We start from the raw sequence: 19,215 nt of genomic DNA on the forward strand, positions 1-19,215 counted from the left end.
TTATGTTAACAATAATTGACAAGTACATTTTAAAAAGATATTTAGCCACATTTGCGGTTATGCTTCTGCTGTTTGCTCCTATTGGAATAATTATAGACGTATCGGAGAAAATCAATAAAATGCTTGAGAATCAAGTGCCGGTTTTAAAAATCGCCATTTATTACTATCATTTTACTATTTACTTTATGAATAACCTCTTTCCGATATTCTTGTTTATATCTGTTATCTGGTTTACTTCTAAGCTGGCAAATGATACTGAAATTATTGCTATTTTGAGTTCAGGGATTTCATTTACGCGATTTATGCGGCCTTATATTATAGGTGCTTCTATTATATCCATTATCGTTCTGCTGATGGGTTTTTGGGTTATTCCTGTATCGAGCGAAGGCTACAATAATTTCAGGTATACTTATCTGAGGAGTGACGGGAAACAGCTCATGCGGGGTGATAATACCGATGTTTACAGACAAATCAGCGATAATGATTTCATCTATGTAAACAGCTTTAATAATGAGTCTAAAACGGCTTATAATTTTTCGTTGGAACGATTTAAAAAAGAAAAATTAGAATATAAAATTACGGCCAGCAGAATCCAGTGGAATCCAAAAGAAAAGAATTATTCATTATTTGATTATACCAAAAGAACTCTTGGTTCTGAAAATGACGTGATCGAAAAAGCGCCTGAAAAGAAGATGAAATTCAGTTTTGATCTTGAGGATTTGGCACCAGTTGTTTACATTGCAGAGACTTTAAGTTTAGGAGAACTGAATGCGTTTATTGATAAAGAAAAAAAACGCGGTTCTTCTAATATCAACGTTTATCTGGTTGTTTTGTATAAAAAATACAGTGTACCGGTTTCGGCATTTATATTGACCATTATAGCCGTTTCGGTATCTTCAATGAAGCGCAGAGGCGGTATGGGAGTCAACTTGGCAATTGGAATTGCAGTAGCGTTTTCATTTGTCTTTTTAGATAAAATATTTGGTGTATTGGCAGAGAAATCAAGTTTTTCGCCATTCATAGCGGTTTGGCTGCCTAATATAGTTTTTGGAATATTAGCTGTTTATTTACTACGGAATGCGAAACGATAATTTAAAGAGCTACTTAAATCTGCATTTAATTGTTTTTATTTGGGGGTTTACAGCAATTTTAGGAGCATTAATAACCATTCAGTCCGATTTTTTGGTTTGGTACAGAATGTTTTTTGCTGCTGTTTTTCTAGCTTTTTTTCTTGGCTTAAAGAAAAAATCATTTAAAGTCACACTTAAAGTTTTAAGCAGGTTCACTTTTGTAGGGCTTTTAATTGCCCTGCACTGGATTTTCTTTTTTGAAGCAATAAAAATCTCTACAGTATCCATTACGCTGTCGGTTTTTTCATTAGGAGCATTTTTTGCGTCCTTATTGGAACCCTTGTTCTATGGGAGGAAAGTACTCTGGTATGAAGTGTTTTTTGGATTAATCATTATTGCTGGTCTAGGAATGATTATGAAGGTAGAAATTAATTATTTGAACGGAATGCTGTTGGCATTAGTTTCTATTCTGCTGGGAGTAGTATTTACTTTAATGAACGGGAAACTTATTGTGGATCACGATCCGTCGCTGATTTCCTTTTATGAGTTTTTGGCTGGGTTTATTTTTATTTCGATTTATTTTTTATTTCGAGGTTCTTTTACGGCAGATTTTTTTATGCTGTCTGCCAAAAACTGGATTCTGATATTGGTTTTAGCATCGGTCTGTACTGCTTATGCCTTTACGGCTTCGATAAGGGTTATGCGCAGATTGACGCCTTATACAGTTATGTTAACCACTAATTTAGAGCCGGTTTACGGTATTGTGCTGGCTTATTTTATCATTGGAGGAAAAGAAAAAATGAGTACAGAATTTTATATTGGAGCAGTTGTAATTGTAATTACGGTGCTTTTAAACGGAGTCATAAAACATTATAGAAAAGAAGATTGATTGTAAGATTTTTTATTGTCGTAAAACCTATTTTTTCTACTTGGTCAAAAAAATAAGTGTATAATGATATTAAATTTTATATTTGCAGTTCCAAATCAAAAAAATAAAAACAATAATAAATACTCAGAAATCCTATGGAATATTTAGATTTTGAGCTTCCTATAAAAGAACTTGAAGAGCAGTTAGACAAATGTGTCGTTATCGGTTTAGAATCGGATGTTGATGTTACTAATACCTGCAAACAGATCAATAAAAAATTAGAGGAAACAAAAAAACAGATTTATAAAAATCTAACAGCTTGGCAGCGTGTGCAATTATCGCGGCACCCAAGCCGTCCTTATACGCTGGATCATATTAAAGGGCTTTGCGGAGACACTTTTTTAGAGCTTCATGGAGACAGAGGTTTTAAAGATGATAAAGCGATGATTGGCGGTTTAGGTAAAATAGGCGGGCAGTCGTTTATGATTATTGGACAGCAAAAAGGTTTCAACACAAAGACCCGCCAATATAGAAATTTTGGTATGGCTAACCCTGAAGGGTACAGAAAAGCTTTGCGTTTGATGAAAATGGCTGAGAAGTTTGGTATTCCTGTTGTTACTTTGATCGATACTCCTGGTGCTTATCCTGGTCTGGAAGCCGAAGAGCGCGGACAGGGAGAAGCCATTGCAAGAAATATTTTTGAAATGGTGCTTTTAAAAGTTCCGGTTATAACGATTATCGTAGGTGAAGGTGCTTCTGGAGGTGCGTTAGGTATTGGTGTTGGAGACCGGGTTTATATGCTGGAAAACACTTGGTATTCTGTTATTTCGCCAGAATCCTGTTCGTCCATTTTATGGAAAAGCTGGGATTATAAAGAGCAGGCTGCAGAAGCTTTAAAATTGACTTCAGCAGATATGAAAAAACAAAAATTAGTTGACGATATCATTCCAGAACCTTTAGGTGGAGCTCATTATGACAGAGAAACTACTTTCACTACAGTAGAGCAGTACATCATGAAAGGGTATAACGAATTGAAAGACTTATCAACAGAAGATTTAATAGCTCAAAGAATGGAGAAATACTGTAAAATGGGGGAGTTTAAAGAGTGAATCACCATTTTTAAGATCTTAATCCGAAGCCTTATAGTTTCGGATTTTTTTTTGGTTATAAACAAAATGTGAGTTTTTATAAACAATAAGCTGTAATAACTCAATTGTGATTTTTTTTTAATTTTAGTTACTTTCGCTACATGGAAAATTTCAAAAATATGAGTCCAGTAAAAGTGGACAAAACAACAATTATAAACTTAGAAAAAGGAAAATTACCACCGCAGGCATTAGATTTGGAAGAGGCTGTGCTTGGCGCTATGATGATTGACAAAAAAGGAGTTGATGATGTAATTGATATTCTGCAGGCAGATGCGTTTTACAAAGATGCTCACAAATATATTTTTGAAGCTATTGTTCAATTGTTTAATGATACGCAGCCAATCGATTTGCTGACTGTATCTGCTCAGCTTAGAAAAAATGCGAAGTTAGATTTAGCCGGAGGCGATTTCTATCTGATTCAGCTTACGCAAAAAATTTCTTCATCTGCGCATATTGAATTTCACTCCAGAATTATTCTTCAAAAGTTTATTCAACGAAGTCTGATTCGAATTTCATCTGAAATTATTGAGGCTTCCTATGATGAAACGGCCGATGTGTTTGATTTATTGGATCAAGCCGAATCCAAACTTTACGAAGTTACACAAGGAAATATAAAACGTAGTTCCGAAACGGCTCAAAGTTTAGTATTACAAGCCAAAAAACGTATTGAAGAAATTGCTGGTCAGGAAGGATTGAGTGGTGTAGCGACTGGTTTTCATAAATTAGATAAGCTTACTTCGGGCTGGCAGCCAAGTGATTTAATTATTATTGCTGCGAGACCAGCGATGGGAAAAACGGCCTTTATTTTGTCTATGGCTAGAAATATAGCGATAGACTTTGGGCATCCAGTAGCTTTATTTTCGCTGGAGATGGCGTCGGTACAGCTGATCACCAGGCTGATTTCCTCAGAAACCGGATTGTCTTCTGAGAAGCTGCGTACTGGAAAACTTGAAAAACACGAGTGGGAACAATTGAGTACCAAAGTGAAAAATTTAGAAAAAGCACCTCTTTTTATTGATGATACACCTTCCTTATCTATTTTCGATTTAAGGGCTAAAGCAAGACGGTTAGTATCTCAGCATGGTATAAAAATCATTATTATTGATTATCTGCAGTTAATGACAGCCGGTGGAAATTCCAAAGGGGGAGGAAACCGTGAACAGGAGATTTCGACTATTTCCCGAAATTTAAAAGCGCTGGCAAAGGAGTTAAATGTTCCTGTAATTGCACTTTCGCAGCTATCGCGTGCGGTTGAGACACGTGGATCGAGTAAAAGACCGTTACTTTCCGACCTTCGTGAATCTGGAGCGATCGAGCAGGATGCGGATATCGTTTCCTTTTTATACCGTCCTGAATATTATAAAATCGATGAATGGGATGATGAAGAAGCATCTTCAACTGCCGGCCAAGGTGAAATTATGATTGCCAAACATAGAAATGGCGGTATCGAAAATGTTCGTTTGAAATTTATTGGTCATTTAGGGCGTTTCGATAATTTAGAAGATTATAGTTCTGGTTATGACGATTTGCCTTCGAGTATGAACCATGACGACAGCTCGTTTATCACTAGAAACCTTCCTTCGGCAAATGATGCTTTTGGAAGTAATTTTAATAATGATGACGATGATGATGGCGATGTTCCTTTTTAAAATGTAACATAAGCTTCATTTTCAAAAATAGAGTAAGAGGCTGTCCAAAAAGTAAGGACAGCCTTTTTTTTTTGCTGTTTTTAATCTAAAATAGTATCTTAGAGTTGCACAAAAAACGAGCAATGGCTAAAGTAATATTTAAATCGCAATCGATCAATACACCGGAACTTTTTCCGATAAATATTTTTGATAAAATTTCAGAAAACCACCCTGTCCGCTTAGTTGACAAGGTTGTCAATTCATTGGATATAAGCCATATACTTAAAGAATATAAAGGAGGTGGCACCTCGGCCTATCACCCTAGAATGATGCTTAAAGTTTTGTTTTACAGTTATTTGAGCAACACTTACTCTTGCCGAAAAATAGCAAAAGCACTCACCGAGAACATACATTTTATGTTTATTTCAGGCAACTCAACTCCTGATTTTAGAACCATTAACGATTTTAGAGGAAAGATTTTAAAAGAAAACATCAAAGATTTATTAGCAGAGGTGGTCAAAATGCTTGTGGAAATGGGCTATGTCAGTCTGGATATCCAATACATTGATGGAACAAAAATAGAAGCCAAATCCAATAAATACACCTTTGTCTGGCGGGGTTCTATAGAGAAATACAAAGAAAAGCTCGAAGTAAAAATCAACAGTATCTTATCCGATATCGAAAACAGTATTTTATCAGATAATCAAGAAGTCAACAAGGAAGAATTACCAAAAAAAAATAAACTCGGAAGAGCTGAAAGAAAAATTATCAGAACTAAATAAAAAACTCAAAGAGCCCAACAAGAAGATAACCAAAGAGCTTGAAAAGCTTCAGGAAGAACACCTGCCAAAGCTCGAAAAATACGAAAAAGATTTAGTGATTTTAGGCAATAGAAACTCCTACAGCAAAACAGATCCTGACGCTACCTTTATGAGAATGAAGGAAGACCATATGAAAAACGGACAGTTAAAACCTGCATACAATCCTCAGATATCCACTGAAAATCAATTTATTACCAACGTAACCATTCATCAAACACCTAACGACACTACGACTTTAAAATCCCATCTGGAGGAATTTGAAAAAATGTATCAAAAACAAAGCAAGGAAGTGGTGGCTGATGCCGGCTATGGAAGCGAAGAGAACTATGAAATCCTTGAAAATAAAGACATAACTGCCTATGTGGAATACAATTATTTTCATAAAGAGCAAAAGAAAAAAACGAAGGAAAACCCATTTCTTGCCCAGAACCTCTTCTACAATATAGAACAGGATTTTTATGTATGCCCAATGGGACAAAGGATGGAAAACGTTGGTAAGGGAAAACGGAAATCGGCCAACGGATACGAGTCTCAAGTATTTTATTATCAGGCAAAAAGATGTCAGGGATGTCCGCTAAGAGGTCTGTGTCACCAAGCCAAAGGAAACAGGACAATAGAGATAAACCATCGCCTGAACCAATTAAGGGCTAAAGCCAAAGAGCTGCTCACAAGCGAAAAAGGACTCGAACACCGAAGCAAACGCCCAATAGAAGTTGAAGCAGTATTCGGACAGCTAAAAAACAACAATAAATTCAACCGGTTTACTTTCACAAGCATCGAAAAAGTGGAAATGGAATTTCTATTGATGGCTATCGGGCATAATTTCAGAAAAATGATAGCAAAGAACAATAATGCGTCGAAAACTCATCTAAAAATCTCCTTCAGAGTTCTAAATAGAGCTATAAAAGTCGAAATTCACTTTTTAAATACTGTAACAGAATATTTTTTCATTAATCAACCAACCCAAAATCGATTCTTGAAATTTGCCGCATAAAAAAAGCTGTCCTTTTCGGACAGCCTCTTTTTTTTGCCTGTCTATCAGCAGTAAAATGTTTCAAAATGTATAAACAGGTAATGATTTCTTACGAAAATCGTTCCTAAGCTTAACGTTTTTTTAATGTGCTGACTTATATGCTGAATTTAATTTTATAAATCAATAGTGTATTATTTACACATTCGAAAATTATAAAATTTATGAATATTTTTTTTAAATAACTGTTTGTAAGTTTGTTGGTTAATAAATAACTGTGTTTTTAAAATTATTTATTAGGAAAATTACTAATTTTGATATAAATTTGATTGACATTTGAAAATAGTAAGCTGAATCAGCTGTTATGCAGACAGTATATTCTTATTTATTAAGCCAAACCGCTGTAAGGAAGAGTAATTATTTATTAGTTAAATCTAAACAAATATGAGAAAAAGAATGGTATTTCAAAATTTGAACATTTCTCAATGTAAAAATCAGTTATCGGCTGCCGTTCGTTCATTAGAAATGGACAGAAAACGGATTGCACAAGGTCTGCATGATGATTTAGGGTCAAAGCTAAATGTGATTTCTCTAAATTGTCATTTATTAAAAATTCCAAATTTATCTCAAAAGGACATTGAAGAGATTACCAAAAATATTATTGAATATACTTCAAAAGCATTAACGAGTTCAAAAAAAATGACTTACAGCCTGCTTCCGCCGGTTTTAGAAAAATTTGGGCTTCATGCAGGAATTGAAGAATTATGTTCTGAATTAGCAGATGCAGCTGATGTTGATATAGAATATGTAAATAATGTAAAGTTTGATTTTATAGATAATGAAAAACACATTCATGTTTTTAGAATTTTACAGGAGCTTCTTGCTAATTCAATACAGCATGGAAAAGCAAAAGCAATTTTTATTTCTTTTAATGAAACAGATGGAATAAAAACGTGCAGCTATTCAGATAACGGAGTTGGTTTTGATTTGAGTGAGCTGAAGAATCACAAAGGTTTAGGAATGAAAAATGTAGCAGGCAGAGTAGCAGTTCTTGAGGGAAATCTCAAGATTGAATCACAGCTGAATAAAGGGATTTCGGTTATTTTTAATTTTTAAATTATGAATAAAACTATAAAAATAATTCTTGTTGATGATGAAGTGCTTTTTCGAAAAGGTATTTCGTTTTTACTGAGCGGAGAAAAAAATATTGAGGTCCTTTTTGAAGCTTCAAACGGTCTCGAATTGATGGATTTTTTAAAGAGCGGTAATCCAAAGCCTGATATTATAATCATGGATTTAAAAATGCCGTTGCTTAATGGAATTGAAGCCACTAAGATTATCCGAAAAGATTTTCCAGATATAAAAATTATTGCATTAACCAGTTATGATTCGAAATCATTTATAGCCAATATGGTTGATGTAGGAGCAGTTTCTTATTTAGTTAAAAATTCAACGCCGCAGGAATTATTTGCAACCATCAATGAAGTGGCAGGAAAGGGGTTTTATTATTCGGATTACGTAATGAATATTATCCAGAAAGATATTATTTCCAATAAAAAATCGAAGTGTAGTTTTGATACCAATTTTATAACTTCCCGGGAGCTGGAAGTTTTACAGCTCATCTGCAAGCAAAAAAGTACAGTAGAAATTGGCGAAAAATTATTCATAAGTCCAAGAACTGTCGAAGGCCACAGAAATAATCTGTTACTAAAAACGGAGTCCAAAAACATTGCCGGATTGGTTGTTTTTGCGATACAGCATAATTTGGTTACTTTAGATATTTAATAGAATCACGCCAAAAAATATTTTGTATGATTTAAAAGTATACTTTAACTGCTTACAGTTATCTTTGCTTTAAAATCGTTTTAAAATGATGCGCAGAATATTTTCTTTTATATTTATTTTTCTAATAGCGGTATCCTCGAGAGCTTCCTATATTTTGCTGCCAATGGATGAAACTACGCAGCAGAATCACCTCAAAGCTTACGGAATTACCTATTGGTGTCTGGCCAAAAATTATAAAGCCAGCTGGCTGTTAAACTATCGAGGAGGCTCTTTTTTATTGCCTGATGCCGAGGAAATTAGAAAAGAATGCCAGATTCGCGGTGTAAGTTTCGAAGTGCTTTCAGATGCTGAACAGACATCAATCCTGAATGAAATTTCCAGTCCTTCTCAAAACATGGAAACTGTTATTCTGGAAAAAGCGCCCAAAATTGCGGTTTATACGCCAAAAGGGAAACAGCCCTGGGATGATGCAGTAACACTGGTTTTGACTTATGCCGAAATTCCTTTTACACCTATTTATGATGAAGAAGTGCTGAGTGACCAATTATTGCTTTATGACTGGCTGCATCTGCATCACGAAGATTTTACAGGGCAATATGGAAAATTTTATGGAGCATATAAAAATATTCCCTGGTACATTGATCAAAAAAGAGATGCCGAAGATCTGGCAAAAAAATTAGGTTACGAAAAAGTGTCTCAGGAGAAAGGCGCTGTTGCCAAAAAAATTAGAGATTTTGTAATCGGTGGCGGTTTTATGTTTGCAATGTGTTCGGCAACTGATAGTTTTGATATTGCTTTGGCAGCAGATGGAGTTGATATCTGCGAATCAATGTTTGACGGAGATCCGAGCGAGGCTAATTATCAGTCCAAGCTGAATTATGGAAGTACTTTTGCCTTCAAAAATTTTACGCTGGAGCGAAGACCGGAACAATATGAGTTCTCAGATATTGATATGACCCAGAAAAGGAGAATACCAATGGATAAAGACTATTTTACGTTGATGGAATATTCTGCCAAATGGGATTTTATTCCAAGCATGCTGTGCCAAAATCATACGCAGTTAATCAAAGGATTTATGGGGCAGACCACAGCTTTTGATTCTGAATTTGTAAAATCAAATGTTCTGGTAATGGGAACCTGCGAACTCAATGGGGAGGCCAGATATATTCATGGTGAAAAAGGAAAAGGCATGTTTACTTTTTATGGAGGTCATGATCCCGAAGATTTTCAGCACCAAGTGGGCGATCCTGCGACAGTTTTAGATCTGCATCCCAATTCTCCTGGCTACCGATTAATTTTAAATAACGTTTTGTTCCCTGCCGCTCGAAAGAAAAAACAGAAGACGTAGTTTGGGTTCTTAGTGGTTAGTCCTTAGTGAAATAAAAATAATTTGCGAATTTGCGGTAATTTATAAGCTTCTATTGTAAAAGATTATATACGAATTCGTGGCCAAATTTCGTTAGTTCAAAGAGAATTCAAACCAGATAGGAATATGATCCGATATTTTTCGGGCTTCTTTTAAGGAAATGAATTTTTCATAAAACAAAATCACATCCGACTTTAAATAGTTTATTGAACTCGTTTTGTAAAACACATTGTCATATTCAGAAGCCAGACAATTTGGACCTTTGCATTTTATTTTTAATGATGTTTTTTGATTTTTTAAAATTGGAGCAAAGCCCATTTCCTTCAAAGGCGTAAAAACCGAATTCGACTGTGGGCAGTTAAAATCACCAGCAAACACTAGGTTCAGATTTGGATATTCCTGTGGCAGAAGCTTGAAATATTTAATTTCAGTTTCGGGCTGTTTACTTTTGGTAATGGCATGAAAAGAAGCGATTGTTATCGTTTTTCCTTTGATTTCAAAAGTCGCAAAATATGGCTCACGGTCGATTTCGACATGATAATTGCGTTCCAGCCAAGGTTTTCCTTTTAGTTTCAGGTTGCTGGTTTTCCAAAGAAAAGCATAACGTTCGGTTTTATAGGTACTGCTTGATGTGGGATCGCTTATACAGTAATCCCATTTTGCTCCTTTTCGGTTGAGTTCATCCGCAAGTCTTGCTACAGCCTGAACACCGCCATTTCCTGCAACGACTTCCTGAATCGTGATGATATCGTAATTTTTTACAATATTGGCAATAAAGGCAATCTCCTGATCAGACTTGGATTTCCCAAAGTTTTCAAGATTCCATGAAAGAAGTTTGGTTTGGGAATAAAAAGAATTGAAAAAAAGAAAGAAGAGAAAACAGAATAATTTGTTCATAGATTTGGAATAATGCCCAAAGATAAAGATTGCCAAAGGATTTTTTAGTCTTCCCAGCCACAAAGAGTTAATCCATTTTGTTGTGCTTGTTTTAGCGGGATTTTTGCAATTTGGTCTTTGCAGGCGTTAAGTCCTCGGCAGGATTCTTTATAGTGGTATTTCTTTGCACCCGCTGAACCACAAATATACACGTTGGTTCCCGTAAATGAATTTGCTGTTACCGTAAAAAGCAATAGGATTGATAGTAGTTTCATTTTTTATATATTGAGAATTATTTAATTTACTTTCAGTTTATAACTGTTTCCTTTTTTATCACGGCCTTTTAATTTGCCATAATCCATCCATTCTACATAAATGTCAGCAGAACTTTTATCTTTATTGATGATCTTTCCTGCTCCATATTTGCCTTTAATATTGATAACTCCTGATACAGAATCTCCTTCCTGATTGACTCCGCTCACTTCATAGTTGTATTCATAATTACCGGAGGTTCCTGTTCGATACTCGTATTTGCGTTTTAGATCTTTGTGATAGGTTTTGGCTTCCTCGGGCGTAATGGTCTTGATGTCATCTGGAGTGATAACTTCTTTGAAGAAGGTTTGAGGCTGTATTTTTGGCAGTTCTTTTTTGCAGGAGATTAGTAACCAAAAGGGGAGTAAAATTAAAAGTAGTTTTCTTGTCATGCTCTTTTTTATTTCAAATATAGAGCGATTTCAGTTTGAATCTTTACGGAAAACCGTAAGGGATGCATATAAAAAAACACCCAATGAAGGGTGTTGAAAATTGATTTCTTTAAAAATGCAGAACCTTTAAAATTCATTTATCTCTTTTTCTACTAATTTAAATTTATCTTTTATATCTTCTCCCATGTAAAAATCAAGTAAATCTTTTTTGGTTAAAGTACCTTGTTTTAAAAAGCGTTTTAAGTATTCCTGATTGAATTCCATTAAAAGCATTGATTTGTCAAGTTGCTTTAAAATAGTTTTGTTATTTTCGATATTACTTAAAACCAATGATTTTATTGAAAGGACTTCATTTATGTCTTTGATTATTCTATTTACAATCATTGCTAAAACATCTTTGTCTAGTTCAATTTCTTTTGCATTTAAAGCTATATCCCTAGCTAACATATATGCAATAGCCAAATTTGAATAATCTCCTTTTTGAGAATTAATAATTGCAACAAAACCTACTCCAGAAATATAGCCCACATTGTCGAAATTTTTAAGAATAGAGTTGTCTACTAACGAAATATCAAAAACTATTAAGCTAATTTTTGAATCTCTGTTGGCTTGCGATTCAATTAATTGACTCCAAGCTGTATCAGTTTTTCTTGTGAAAATTTCTTTGTTTTCAATTTCTCCGAAACGAATACTTTTATCAAACTTACATTCAATAGCAATTTTTAAATCAGGAGAACCGTTTACTTCGCAAATAATATCACCTGTTTTGTTTTTGGGAATATTTCCAGCAGTGTTTCCAGTTAGGAACGCCTTGTCTTTTAATCGTTTTTCAGAAAAATAATTATTTAAATATTCTGCAATTTCATCTTCCGCCAATGTTCCTTTTATGGTTGATTTGTAGAATAATTCTTTTTTCATTTCGAAAATCATTTTCAGACTTTCTAGTTCAGTACCTAATTCATTATTGGTTTTGGCTAAAAAAGCCGAAATTCTATCTTCCATTAATGCTAAAACACCAATATAGATTGCCCGAAGCAACTTTTCATCTCTTTCTGTTGCAGACAAATTATCAAAGTAATTAAAAACTATTGGGTTTTCAATTTCAAATTCTTTGATTTCGATACGTTTAAGCTGTTGGTTTATTTTTATTGTTGACATTTATATCAATTTATTGCTTTTAGTAATGCTTTGTAATGTTTTGCATCCTTTTCTTTAATTTCTTTTATTAGAGTAGAACAAGCAGTTGGTAAGTCTGCTATTAAATCACTTTGTTTGCCAATTCGATCAATATTGTCAAAATGACTAAAATAATGTAGTGGTTTCAAAATTCTTTTAGAGTTTATTTTTCCGAAAACTTCTACTGCTCTTTCATCAAAAGGTTCATCACTTGGATACTTTGTTAAAGTATACATTTCGACAAATCTTCTTAAGATGTTAGGTATTATTAATAATTTTTCGGAATTGCCTTTATCTTGCTCGTTGTTAAATTTATTAATCTCACTAAATAAATAATGATATTCTGAAGCAAATGAATCATATATTTTTGGTAATAATAGAATTTTTGAATCAAACATTCTTCTTTCTATAAAATACCTAGATTCATTACTTTTATCTTTTTTCGAATATCTGTAACCATTACTAGTTGGTAGTTCTTTCATTAAATTTAAGAATTCAAAATTATGAGTTGAAATGAATAATTGCTTACATTTCAAATCCCATTGATTTTGATTAGGATTGTTTTGCAATGGAATTTGGCAAAAGAAAGTTTCTTTTAATAGTGAATTGATTTGAAATATATGATTTCCGTCTAAACTCGAAATTGGGTCATCTACAAAAACAATATAATCTTTAAATTTTCCTATTGATTCTAAAGATTTAATTGTAACAAGAAAATGTGAAAATGCAATTGCTGTTTTTTCACCTTCACTTAAATTTGATGCGTTTTCATTATCTCGTAATAATATGAATTTTTTTGTTTTAGTATCTAATTTGATTTCAATATCTAGTCTGTTAAGGAAACTTTGGACAAAATATGTATATTGAAGTGCACCTTCTTTATCACTAACTTTTTTTGATTCGTTAAAGAATATTTCCTTTTCATATTCTTTAATTAGTTTATTTAGTTTGTCAATTTCTATTAAAGATCTTTCGTGTTTTTTTTCCTTAGAAGTATATTTTTCTTTAAATAAAAATGTTGCTACTAAATGATTTAGATATAAAATTCTTTCATCTTGAATGCGATGTTGAAATCCTTTTGTAAAGTCATTATTTTTTATGATATAAGCATTGATATTTGATATTGATTTTGTTAATTTCTCAATGTCAAACTTTTTTATTTCATCAATATTTAGATATAAAGATTTATTCGTTTTTTCGGTTAATTTTGATAAAATTAATTTTAAATGTTTTCGATATTGAAGAACAAATTTGTCAAAACTTGCTTTTAGAGTTTTATATTCATCAATATAACCAGAATTTAAATCGTTACTGCTGGATGGAAATTTTAACGAATTGATATTGCTTTCTTCTTTTAAAATAATTTCTTTAAGTTTCTCTATTTTTTCTCTCAAATTAGAAGCTTGACTATTAAAATATTCATTGAGATATTTTATTCTATCCTCTTTGATAGTATTATCACAGAATAAACATTTTTTATTACCATAGTTATAATCGAGACCTTCCTCAACCCAAGAATATATTTCGGACTTACTGTCTAAGATTTTATCTAAGTGTTTTTTATCAGGAACATTTGTTAAGATTTTGTTGGTCTTTTCAATTATTTCATCATAAAATGGCGAAAATAGAATTTCATCTAATTCTTCTTTTGGCTCTTTTGTTATAACAATTGTTCTTAGTTGAGAAAGTCTGTTTTTATCCTTAATCATATGACTTGTTAAGTCATTTTTGATTTTTGAAATTATAGGTTTTAAATTAGCTTTAGTAAAATCAATTATACTATCAAAATGTTCATTTTTAATTTCTTTTGCTAATAAAGTAAATTTTCCAGAGATAGACTTGTCAAATATTTCAAATTCTTCTATTGTTTTAAAATGGTTATGTTTTTTTCCAATGATTATTTCAGTACCATTTATTAAGTCAATCTTCTTTTTTAAGTCACTTATCTTTGCTTCAAATTTTGCATTGTCTCCAACTTCGAATAGTATAGTTTTTGATTCTGAAACATTGTCTTTATGAATGCTAAAATTGAGATTATCTTTGATATAATCAGAGTTAAAGACAAGTAACTCATAAGGGAATAATCCTAAATTATTTGAAATAAAGTCACCATCACTAGTTTTTATTTTGAAAGTTCCTTTGTCATAACTTTCGTGTAACTTTTTGTCTCTTAGTGAGCTAAATATTCTTGACAAAGTTGTTTTTCCAGAATAATTCCATCCATAAAAAAGATTTTTAAAATTAAAATCTTTAATATTTGGAGATGATGTCCAATTGAAATCTTTGTAGATTCCAAAATCTTTGATTTGTTCTATTTTTTCAATCATTTAGGTTTCTAACATGTTGGTTAATATAAGCATTCAAACCAGAACCTTTTCTTGCTAAAGATTTCATGTTTTCAACGTGACGACTACCTGCTTTTTGATGACTATAAGTATATGTTTTAGAGGTTCCAGTAAACTTGACTCTAATATAGTCTCCACCTATTTCAAAACTGTTAACCCCTGATGTACCACTTGAATTTCTATACCTTTCCATTATTGTATTTTTTTAAAATCGTAGCTATCTTTAATGTTTGCAATGAAGTATTTACCGTGAGAACTCGCGTTCATTAATTCGTTATGTACATCTATTGGTACATCATAATACTGATAAACTCCACCATGATTAAATTCAACTTCTAAAATTTCATTTTGCTCATCATAGCCGATTGATGCTAAGTTAGACGAATTTACTGATGCTCTTTTCATAATTTTTAGTTGTTAATTTGATAAATTTATTAAAAATTTTATTATAAAATCAGATATTTTAATTATTAATCACTCAGTTTCATACAGCCCAACAGTCTCTAGAAGTTCTTTCTCAAACAAATAAATATCATCAATAGTTTGAATGGGCTGGCGGATTTCGTTTTTATCGGCATTGAAAAGACCAATGTATTTTTTGCCACCGTTTAGATGTAATCGGCAGAGTGGTTTTCGATTGTTATCGTCTAGTAAAACCCCAAAATAGGATTGAGTGTCGCGGTGAACAATTCTTTGTATGTGAAGTTTCCGTCTCAAAATGGCAACTACAATGCGATAAGCATCCAATTCTTCTTCGCTTGTGATAATTTTACTTTCTTCCGCTTCTTCAATCTGGTCTTTCTCTTGGATAATGACTTCTTTGTTTAAAGCAAAATGAAGACGCTCGTTTATTTTTTCACCAATCAATTGCCCGAACGCTTTTTGGACTAATTCTGTAAATTCTTCCATCACTTTTTCGGTTAATCTGCCACTATAGATTTTTGAGGCAAATAACCGTACAAATTCAGGAGAAGGATTTTGAATCTCATTATCAATCTGTTTTCGAATTTCTTTGATGAATTTTAAAGAGCTGGCATTGTCTAATATTTTGTTGACATCAAAATTAGATTTGTGAAACTTGGCAATTTCATTTACCGCACTGTCTTTTAACTGGGAGATGTCAAATTCGAAAAAAGGTTTTTCGTCCATTTTGTTTTTTTCATCCAAATCTGTGAAAAATTGATAATGAATACCATTGGTCAATAGCGCAAAACGGGTTTTTGTAACATGGAAATAACGAAATAACTGGGAATTATGAACGGTTAACTTTTCTTTCCAGTTTTTGCATTCAATAATTAAGATTGGCTCATCATTTTGCATAATGGCATAATCTACTTTTTCTCCTTTTTTTAAACCTAAATCGGCAGTGAATTCTGGAACAACTTCGGTAGGATTGAAGGTGTCGTAGCCCAAAATATTAATAAAAGGAAGTACAAAAGCGTGTTTGGTAGATTCTTCGGTTTCAATTTTATCCTTTAGCAGATTGATTTTATCGGCCAAAGATTTCAGTTGTATAGGTAGTTCCATAGATTTTATGAATTAAGATAAATCTTCAGTTTCAGCTTTAGGTGCGTCAATTTTTACGCGTTCAATGGCGGAATCCCTATCGGTTACGTTTGGGTACATATTGCTGGTTCCAATTATCTGACCGTTGTTTTGAGATTTTAGAACAAAATAGTATTTAAAGTTGTCAGATGTTTTTCTCTCGTAATTTTTATCCGATGGAGCATTTGTTTTGACAGATTCAATTCCGTTTTTACAATTTTGTTTTGTAGTGTACATTTCACTTTTTAAAATAATGGCTTCATCTTTCGACCATAGGTTAAAGTAAAATTGATCGTTAGTGCTCTTTTTGATTACAAATTTTGGAAACTTCATGGTTTGTTTTTTATTTGATTATTAATTAGTCAAACTTAAAAACATTGAAATTCAGTTTTTTACGGAAAACCGTAAAGAGGCAAAATATTTTTAAAACTGATTGTGAGTAAAATAAAAAGACCTAACAGGTTTCGAAAACCTGTTAGGTCAAAAGTGAAGAAGTATTATTTAAACCAATCCTAAGTCCTTTGCAATGGCAACAAGATGAGCCGGATTGTTTGCTTTGAAGTATATCTTGAGTTTGTTAAGCCGTTTTTCGATAGTGCTTTTGCTGTTTGGCGTGATGCCGGCTTCCACAAACGCTGTGGCCATATTTTCCTGAGTTACGCCTTTCGAAAGATATTTAATGAGCTGGATGTCATAATTATCAATTTCATTGACGGTCTTGTCCTGAAGAATATAATTCAAATCAGGAGATAAGTATTTCTGCTTATTTTGGCAAGTGACTTCGACAGCTTTTTTGAGTTCGACTATACTGTTTCGGCCTTTCATGACAAAACCATTGATGCCATATTTATCAAACAGTGATTTTATACGATAGGATTTATCTTCGATAGAAAATACAATGATTTTTATTTCCGGAAATAATTGTTTTACGGCCGATATCAATTCTTCTCCAGAGTTGAGAGTGTTTTCCCTGCAATCAGCTTTGAATGACAAATCCGATATTAATAATTCGTATGGTTCGTTGTCTTTGTAGGCTCTTTTGATTTTCAGCAAAGCGTCATCACAATATTTGGAATAGGCAATTTCAGGAATTTCTAAATCTTCCAGCACTTGTACCGCAGCAATATCATTAAAATCAATGTCGTCTGCTATCAAAACTTTTTTGAACATATTCAGTAATTATTTGGGGATTGTTATTTTGACTTTAAAGCCTTTATCGGTTCCTTTGTCAAAAGTAATAGTTCCGTTTATGGTATGAATACGGTTTTCCACATTGGAGAGCCCATTTTTTAAAATTAAAGAATCTTTTACTCCAATTCCATTGTCCGAATAATTGATTTCGATGTCTTTTTCATTGGATTCAAAGCCGATAGAAGCAAAAGAACACTGGCTGTGTTTTTTCATATTGACCATTAATTCCTGTAAAACTCTGTAAACCGCAATTTTCTTTTCGGCTTCAATTTTCTGCCAATTGATATCGCCGTTGTCTTTAATAATTATTTGGATTTGATTGTTGTTGTATCCCGATAGCATTTCTTTTAAATCATTCTCAAAATTGGCACCAGTTTCAATTTTACTGTTTTCTCTGGAAATGTTTCTTGTCAGTGCATATATTTTATCGAGATTACCCAGAAGAGTTTCTTTTTTAGCAGGAACTTGCAAATCTTGAGTTTCTGCAAAAGCCATAGTCTGGTACACATCATTGGCTAATTCATCATGCAGTTTTTTAGATATTCGGGTTTCACTTTTATAGACAGCTTCTTGTTGATCTTTTTTGCTTTTGTTTTTTAAATAATAGTATAAAAAAACAGAAGATAGAATCCCCATAAAAATGAAAAAATAGGCAATATAATTTTGGTTTTTCTGTAGTTCCAGTTCTAAAGCATCTTCCGCTTTTTGAGCTTTTAAAACAAGGTTTTCATTTTTTTCTTTGGTCGAATCGTATTTGATTTTTGCAAATTGATTTTTGGCTTTTTGTCTGGCCTTATTAAGACTGTCGTTGATGCGGAGATAGATTGCAGTGTGTTTTTTAGAATCATTTCCATTACTGGTTTGCATTAATAAAGTCAATGATTTTAGACGGTTGTCTACATCATTTATTTTAGTGGCTGTAGCATACGCTTTTTTGGAGTAGTCATATGATAATTTTGGATCTCTGTTTTTATGGAATTCAGATAAATGAATATAACTTTTTGTCAATCCAAAGTTATCTTTGATGAGTTTTCTTATTTTTAATGATTGATTGAGATAGAACAAACTTTTAGTATCATTTAAACGAAAATAAGAGTATCCTAAATTATCTAAGATTCGTGCATAATTTTCCTTGTTTTTCTGCACTTCGCTTTCTCTTGTTAATGGTAATAAAATAGTAATTGCCTGAGGGTATTTATTCTGATCTAAATACACAACTGCGATATTATTTTTAAGGATTGCTTTTGCCAATTTATCTTCAGATAAATTAAAGGCCTTGCTGTAGTAATAAATAGCCCTGTCGTAATCAAAAAGGCTCTCGTAATTAATAGCTAATAAGTTATAAGCATAACATTTATAATACGGATTTGTACTTTTTTGAAAAAACGAAATAGCTTCAGTTGCAGTGGTCTCACTGCTGGAATAATCACCTTGAATTTGTTCAATAGTTGACATTCTAAGCAGGGAGTAAATTATTTTTTCTTGATCTTTGGCCGTATTAGAAGTAGACTTTATTTTATTATAATAGAAAAAGGCACTATCATAGTCTTGACTATTGAAATATTTTTCAGCACGATCAAAAGAGATTTTATAATCAGTATTTGTTGTTTTTTCTTCTGGAACTGTTGAGTTTTTGGTACATGAAAACAGCACCAATAACGATATAAGCGATAAATAAAAATTCGGGAAATGTAACTTTTTTATTATCATTCCCCGAAAATA

General features: G+C 32.6%; 18 protein-coding genes and 1 pseudogene. 8 read left to right on the forward strand and 11 right to left on the reverse strand.

What is annotated here, in order from left to right; translation table 11 throughout:
- The first annotated feature begins 2 nt into the window (after nt 1–2).
- From OZP07_RS05490 to OZP07_RS05525, 8 genes and pseudogenes are all read left to right on the forward strand, one after another.
- Nucleotides 3–1,091, forward strand: a complete 1,089-nt coding sequence (locus OZP07_RS05490) for an LptF/LptG family permease (RefSeq protein ID WP_281637582.1) — start codon at nt 3–5, stop codon at nt 1,089–1,091.
- A complete protein-coding gene (locus OZP07_RS05495; RefSeq protein ID WP_281637583.1) occupies nt 1,078–1,959 on the forward strand; it encodes a DMT family transporter in 882 nt (293 codons plus the stop codon). Before OZP07_RS05490 ends, OZP07_RS05495 begins: the two co-directional genes overlap by 14 nt.
- Nucleotides 1,960–2,093: 134 nt before the next feature.
- Nucleotides 2,094–3,047, forward strand: a complete 954-nt coding sequence (locus tag OZP07_RS05500; protein WP_194643104.1) for an acetyl-CoA carboxylase carboxyltransferase subunit alpha — start codon at nt 2,094–2,096, stop codon at nt 3,045–3,047.
- Nucleotides 3,048–3,187: 140 nt separating this feature from the next.
- A complete protein-coding gene (gene dnaB / locus OZP07_RS05505) occupies nt 3,188–4,735 on the forward strand; it encodes a replicative DNA helicase (RefSeq protein WP_194643101.1) in 1,548 nt (515 codons plus the stop codon).
- A 122-nt stretch (nt 4,736–4,857) separates the two neighbouring features.
- A pseudogene (locus tag OZP07_RS05510) lies at nt 4,858–6,379 on the forward strand (IS1182 family transposase); the annotation flags it as partial.
- Between the two features lie 570 nt (nt 6,380–6,949).
- A complete protein-coding gene (locus OZP07_RS05515; RefSeq protein ID WP_194643099.1) occupies nt 6,950–7,621 on the forward strand; it encodes a sensor histidine kinase in 672 nt (223 codons plus the stop codon).
- 3 nt (nt 7,622–7,624) lie between these two features.
- Nucleotides 7,625–8,290 (forward strand): response regulator transcription factor, encoded by a 666-nt coding sequence (locus OZP07_RS05520; RefSeq protein ID WP_281637584.1) that lies wholly within the window; start codon nt 7,625–7,627, stop codon nt 8,288–8,290.
- An 88-nt stretch (nt 8,291–8,378) separates the two neighbouring features.
- Complete coding sequence (locus OZP07_RS05525; RefSeq protein ID WP_281638451.1) at nt 8,379–9,638, forward strand: asparagine synthetase B; 1,260 nt, start codon at nt 8,379–8,381, stop codon at nt 9,636–9,638.
- Between the two features lie 111 nt (nt 9,639–9,749).
- Here the strand turns inward: OZP07_RS05525 and OZP07_RS05530 are convergent, their stop codons facing one another.
- The 11 genes from OZP07_RS05530 to OZP07_RS05580 all read right to left on the reverse strand — a co-directional run bounded on the left by OZP07_RS05530 (nt 9,750) and on the right by OZP07_RS05580 (nt 19,203).
- Nucleotides 9,750–10,553 (reverse strand): endonuclease/exonuclease/phosphatase family protein, encoded by an 804-nt coding sequence (locus OZP07_RS05530; RefSeq protein ID WP_281637585.1) that lies wholly within the window; start codon nt 10,551–10,553, stop codon nt 9,750–9,752.
- Between the two features lie 44 nt (nt 10,554–10,597).
- A complete protein-coding gene (locus OZP07_RS05535) occupies nt 10,598–10,807 on the reverse strand; it encodes a hypothetical protein (RefSeq protein WP_194643094.1) in 210 nt (69 codons plus the stop codon).
- Between the two features lie 21 nt (nt 10,808–10,828).
- Complete coding sequence (locus OZP07_RS05540) at nt 10,829–11,236, reverse strand: hypothetical protein (RefSeq protein ID WP_281637586.1); 408 nt, start codon at nt 11,234–11,236, stop codon at nt 10,829–10,831.
- Nucleotides 11,237–11,362: 126 nt separating this feature from the next.
- Nucleotides 11,363–12,394 (reverse strand): hypothetical protein, encoded by a 1,032-nt coding sequence (locus tag OZP07_RS05545; RefSeq protein WP_281637587.1) that lies wholly within the window; start codon nt 12,392–12,394, stop codon nt 11,363–11,365.
- A gap of 5 nt (nt 12,395–12,399) precedes the next feature.
- Entirely contained in the window at nt 12,400–14,739 is a 2,340-nt protein-coding gene (locus tag OZP07_RS05550; RefSeq protein ID WP_281637588.1) for an AAA family ATPase, read from the reverse strand.
- On the reverse strand, nt 14,732–14,950 hold the full coding sequence (locus OZP07_RS05555; protein ID WP_281637589.1) for a hypothetical protein: 219 nt from the start codon (nt 14,948–14,950) through the stop codon (nt 14,732–14,734). Before OZP07_RS05555 ends, OZP07_RS05550 begins: the two co-directional genes overlap by 8 nt.
- Nucleotides 14,950–15,162, reverse strand: coding sequence for a KTSC domain-containing protein (locus tag OZP07_RS05560; protein WP_281637590.1), 213 nt, complete (start codon nt 15,160–15,162; stop codon nt 14,950–14,952). Before OZP07_RS05560 ends, OZP07_RS05555 begins: the two co-directional genes overlap by 1 nt.
- A 69-nt stretch (nt 15,163–15,231) precedes the next feature.
- The gene (locus OZP07_RS05565; RefSeq protein WP_281637591.1) at nt 15,232–16,284 is read right to left on the reverse strand and encodes a type I restriction endonuclease; all 1,053 of its coding nucleotides are present in this window, start codon (nt 16,282–16,284) and stop codon (nt 15,232–15,234) included.
- Nucleotides 16,285–16,296: 12 nt separating this feature from the next.
- A complete protein-coding gene (locus OZP07_RS05570; protein ID WP_281637592.1) occupies nt 16,297–16,635 on the reverse strand; it encodes a YegP family protein in 339 nt (112 codons plus the stop codon).
- Nucleotides 16,636–16,803: 168 nt separating this feature from the next.
- Nucleotides 16,804–17,472, reverse strand: coding sequence for a response regulator transcription factor (locus tag OZP07_RS05575; RefSeq protein WP_281637593.1), 669 nt, complete (start codon nt 17,470–17,472; stop codon nt 16,804–16,806).
- 9 nt (nt 17,473–17,481) lie between these two features.
- Nucleotides 17,482–19,203, reverse strand: coding sequence for a tetratricopeptide repeat-containing sensor histidine kinase (locus OZP07_RS05580; protein WP_281637594.1), 1,722 nt, complete (start codon nt 19,201–19,203; stop codon nt 17,482–17,484).
- Nucleotides 19,204–19,215 lie beyond the last annotated feature (12 nt).

The sequence above is a fragment of the Flavobacterium marginilacus genome, from assembly GCF_026870155.1.
GTDB classification, from domain to species: Bacteria; Bacteroidota; Bacteroidia; order Flavobacteriales; family Flavobacteriaceae; genus Flavobacterium; species Flavobacterium marginilacus.

Bases quoted from the DNA above. Each gene is read 5' to 3' on its own strand.
- OZP07_RS05490 (WP_281637582.1), top strand. From the start codon at position 3: ATGTTAACAATAATTGACAAGTACATTTTAAAAAGATATTTAGCCACA.
- OZP07_RS05495 (WP_281637583.1), top strand. From the start codon at position 1,078: ATGCGAAACGATAATTTAAAGAGCTACTTAAATCTGCATTTAATTGTT.
- OZP07_RS05500 (WP_194643104.1), top strand. From the start codon at position 2,094: ATGGAATATTTAGATTTTGAGCTTCCTATAAAAGAACTTGAAGAGCAG.
- dnaB (WP_194643101.1), top strand. From the start codon at position 3,188: ATGGAAAATTTCAAAAATATGAGTCCAGTAAAAGTGGACAAAACAACA.
- OZP07_RS05515 (WP_194643099.1), top strand. From the start codon at position 6,950: ATGAGAAAAAGAATGGTATTTCAAAATTTGAACATTTCTCAATGTAAA.
- OZP07_RS05520 (WP_281637584.1), top strand. From the start codon at position 7,625: ATGAATAAAACTATAAAAATAATTCTTGTTGATGATGAAGTGCTTTTT.
- OZP07_RS05525 (WP_281638451.1), top strand. From the start codon at position 8,379: ATGCGCAGAATATTTTCTTTTATATTTATTTTTCTAATAGCGGTATCC.
- OZP07_RS05530 (WP_281637585.1), bottom strand. From the start codon at position 10,553: ATGAACAAATTATTCTGTTTTCTCTTCTTTCTTTTTTTCAATTCTTTT.
- OZP07_RS05535 (WP_194643094.1), bottom strand. From the start codon at position 10,807: ATGAAACTACTATCAATCCTATTGCTTTTTACGGTAACAGCAAATTCA.
- OZP07_RS05540 (WP_281637586.1), bottom strand. From the start codon at position 11,236: ATGACAAGAAAACTACTTTTAATTTTACTCCCCTTTTGGTTACTAATC.
- OZP07_RS05545 (WP_281637587.1), bottom strand. From the start codon at position 12,394: ATGTCAACAATAAAAATAAACCAACAGCTTAAACGTATCGAAATCAAA.
- OZP07_RS05550 (WP_281637588.1), bottom strand. From the start codon at position 14,739: ATGATTGAAAAAATAGAACAAATCAAAGATTTTGGAATCTACAAAGAT.
- OZP07_RS05555 (WP_281637589.1), bottom strand. From the start codon at position 14,950: ATGGAAAGGTATAGAAATTCAAGTGGTACATCAGGGGTTAACAGTTTT.
- OZP07_RS05560 (WP_281637590.1), bottom strand. From the start codon at position 15,162: ATGAAAAGAGCATCAGTAAATTCGTCTAACTTAGCATCAATCGGCTAT.
- OZP07_RS05565 (WP_281637591.1), bottom strand. From the start codon at position 16,284: ATGGAACTACCTATACAACTGAAATCTTTGGCCGATAAAATCAATCTG.
- OZP07_RS05570 (WP_281637592.1), bottom strand. From the start codon at position 16,635: ATGAAGTTTCCAAAATTTGTAATCAAAAAGAGCACTAACGATCAATTT.
- OZP07_RS05575 (WP_281637593.1), bottom strand. From the start codon at position 17,472: ATGTTCAAAAAAGTTTTGATAGCAGACGACATTGATTTTAATGATATT.
- OZP07_RS05580 (WP_281637594.1), bottom strand. From the start codon at position 19,203: ATGATAATAAAAAAGTTACATTTCCCGAATTTTTATTTATCGCTTATA.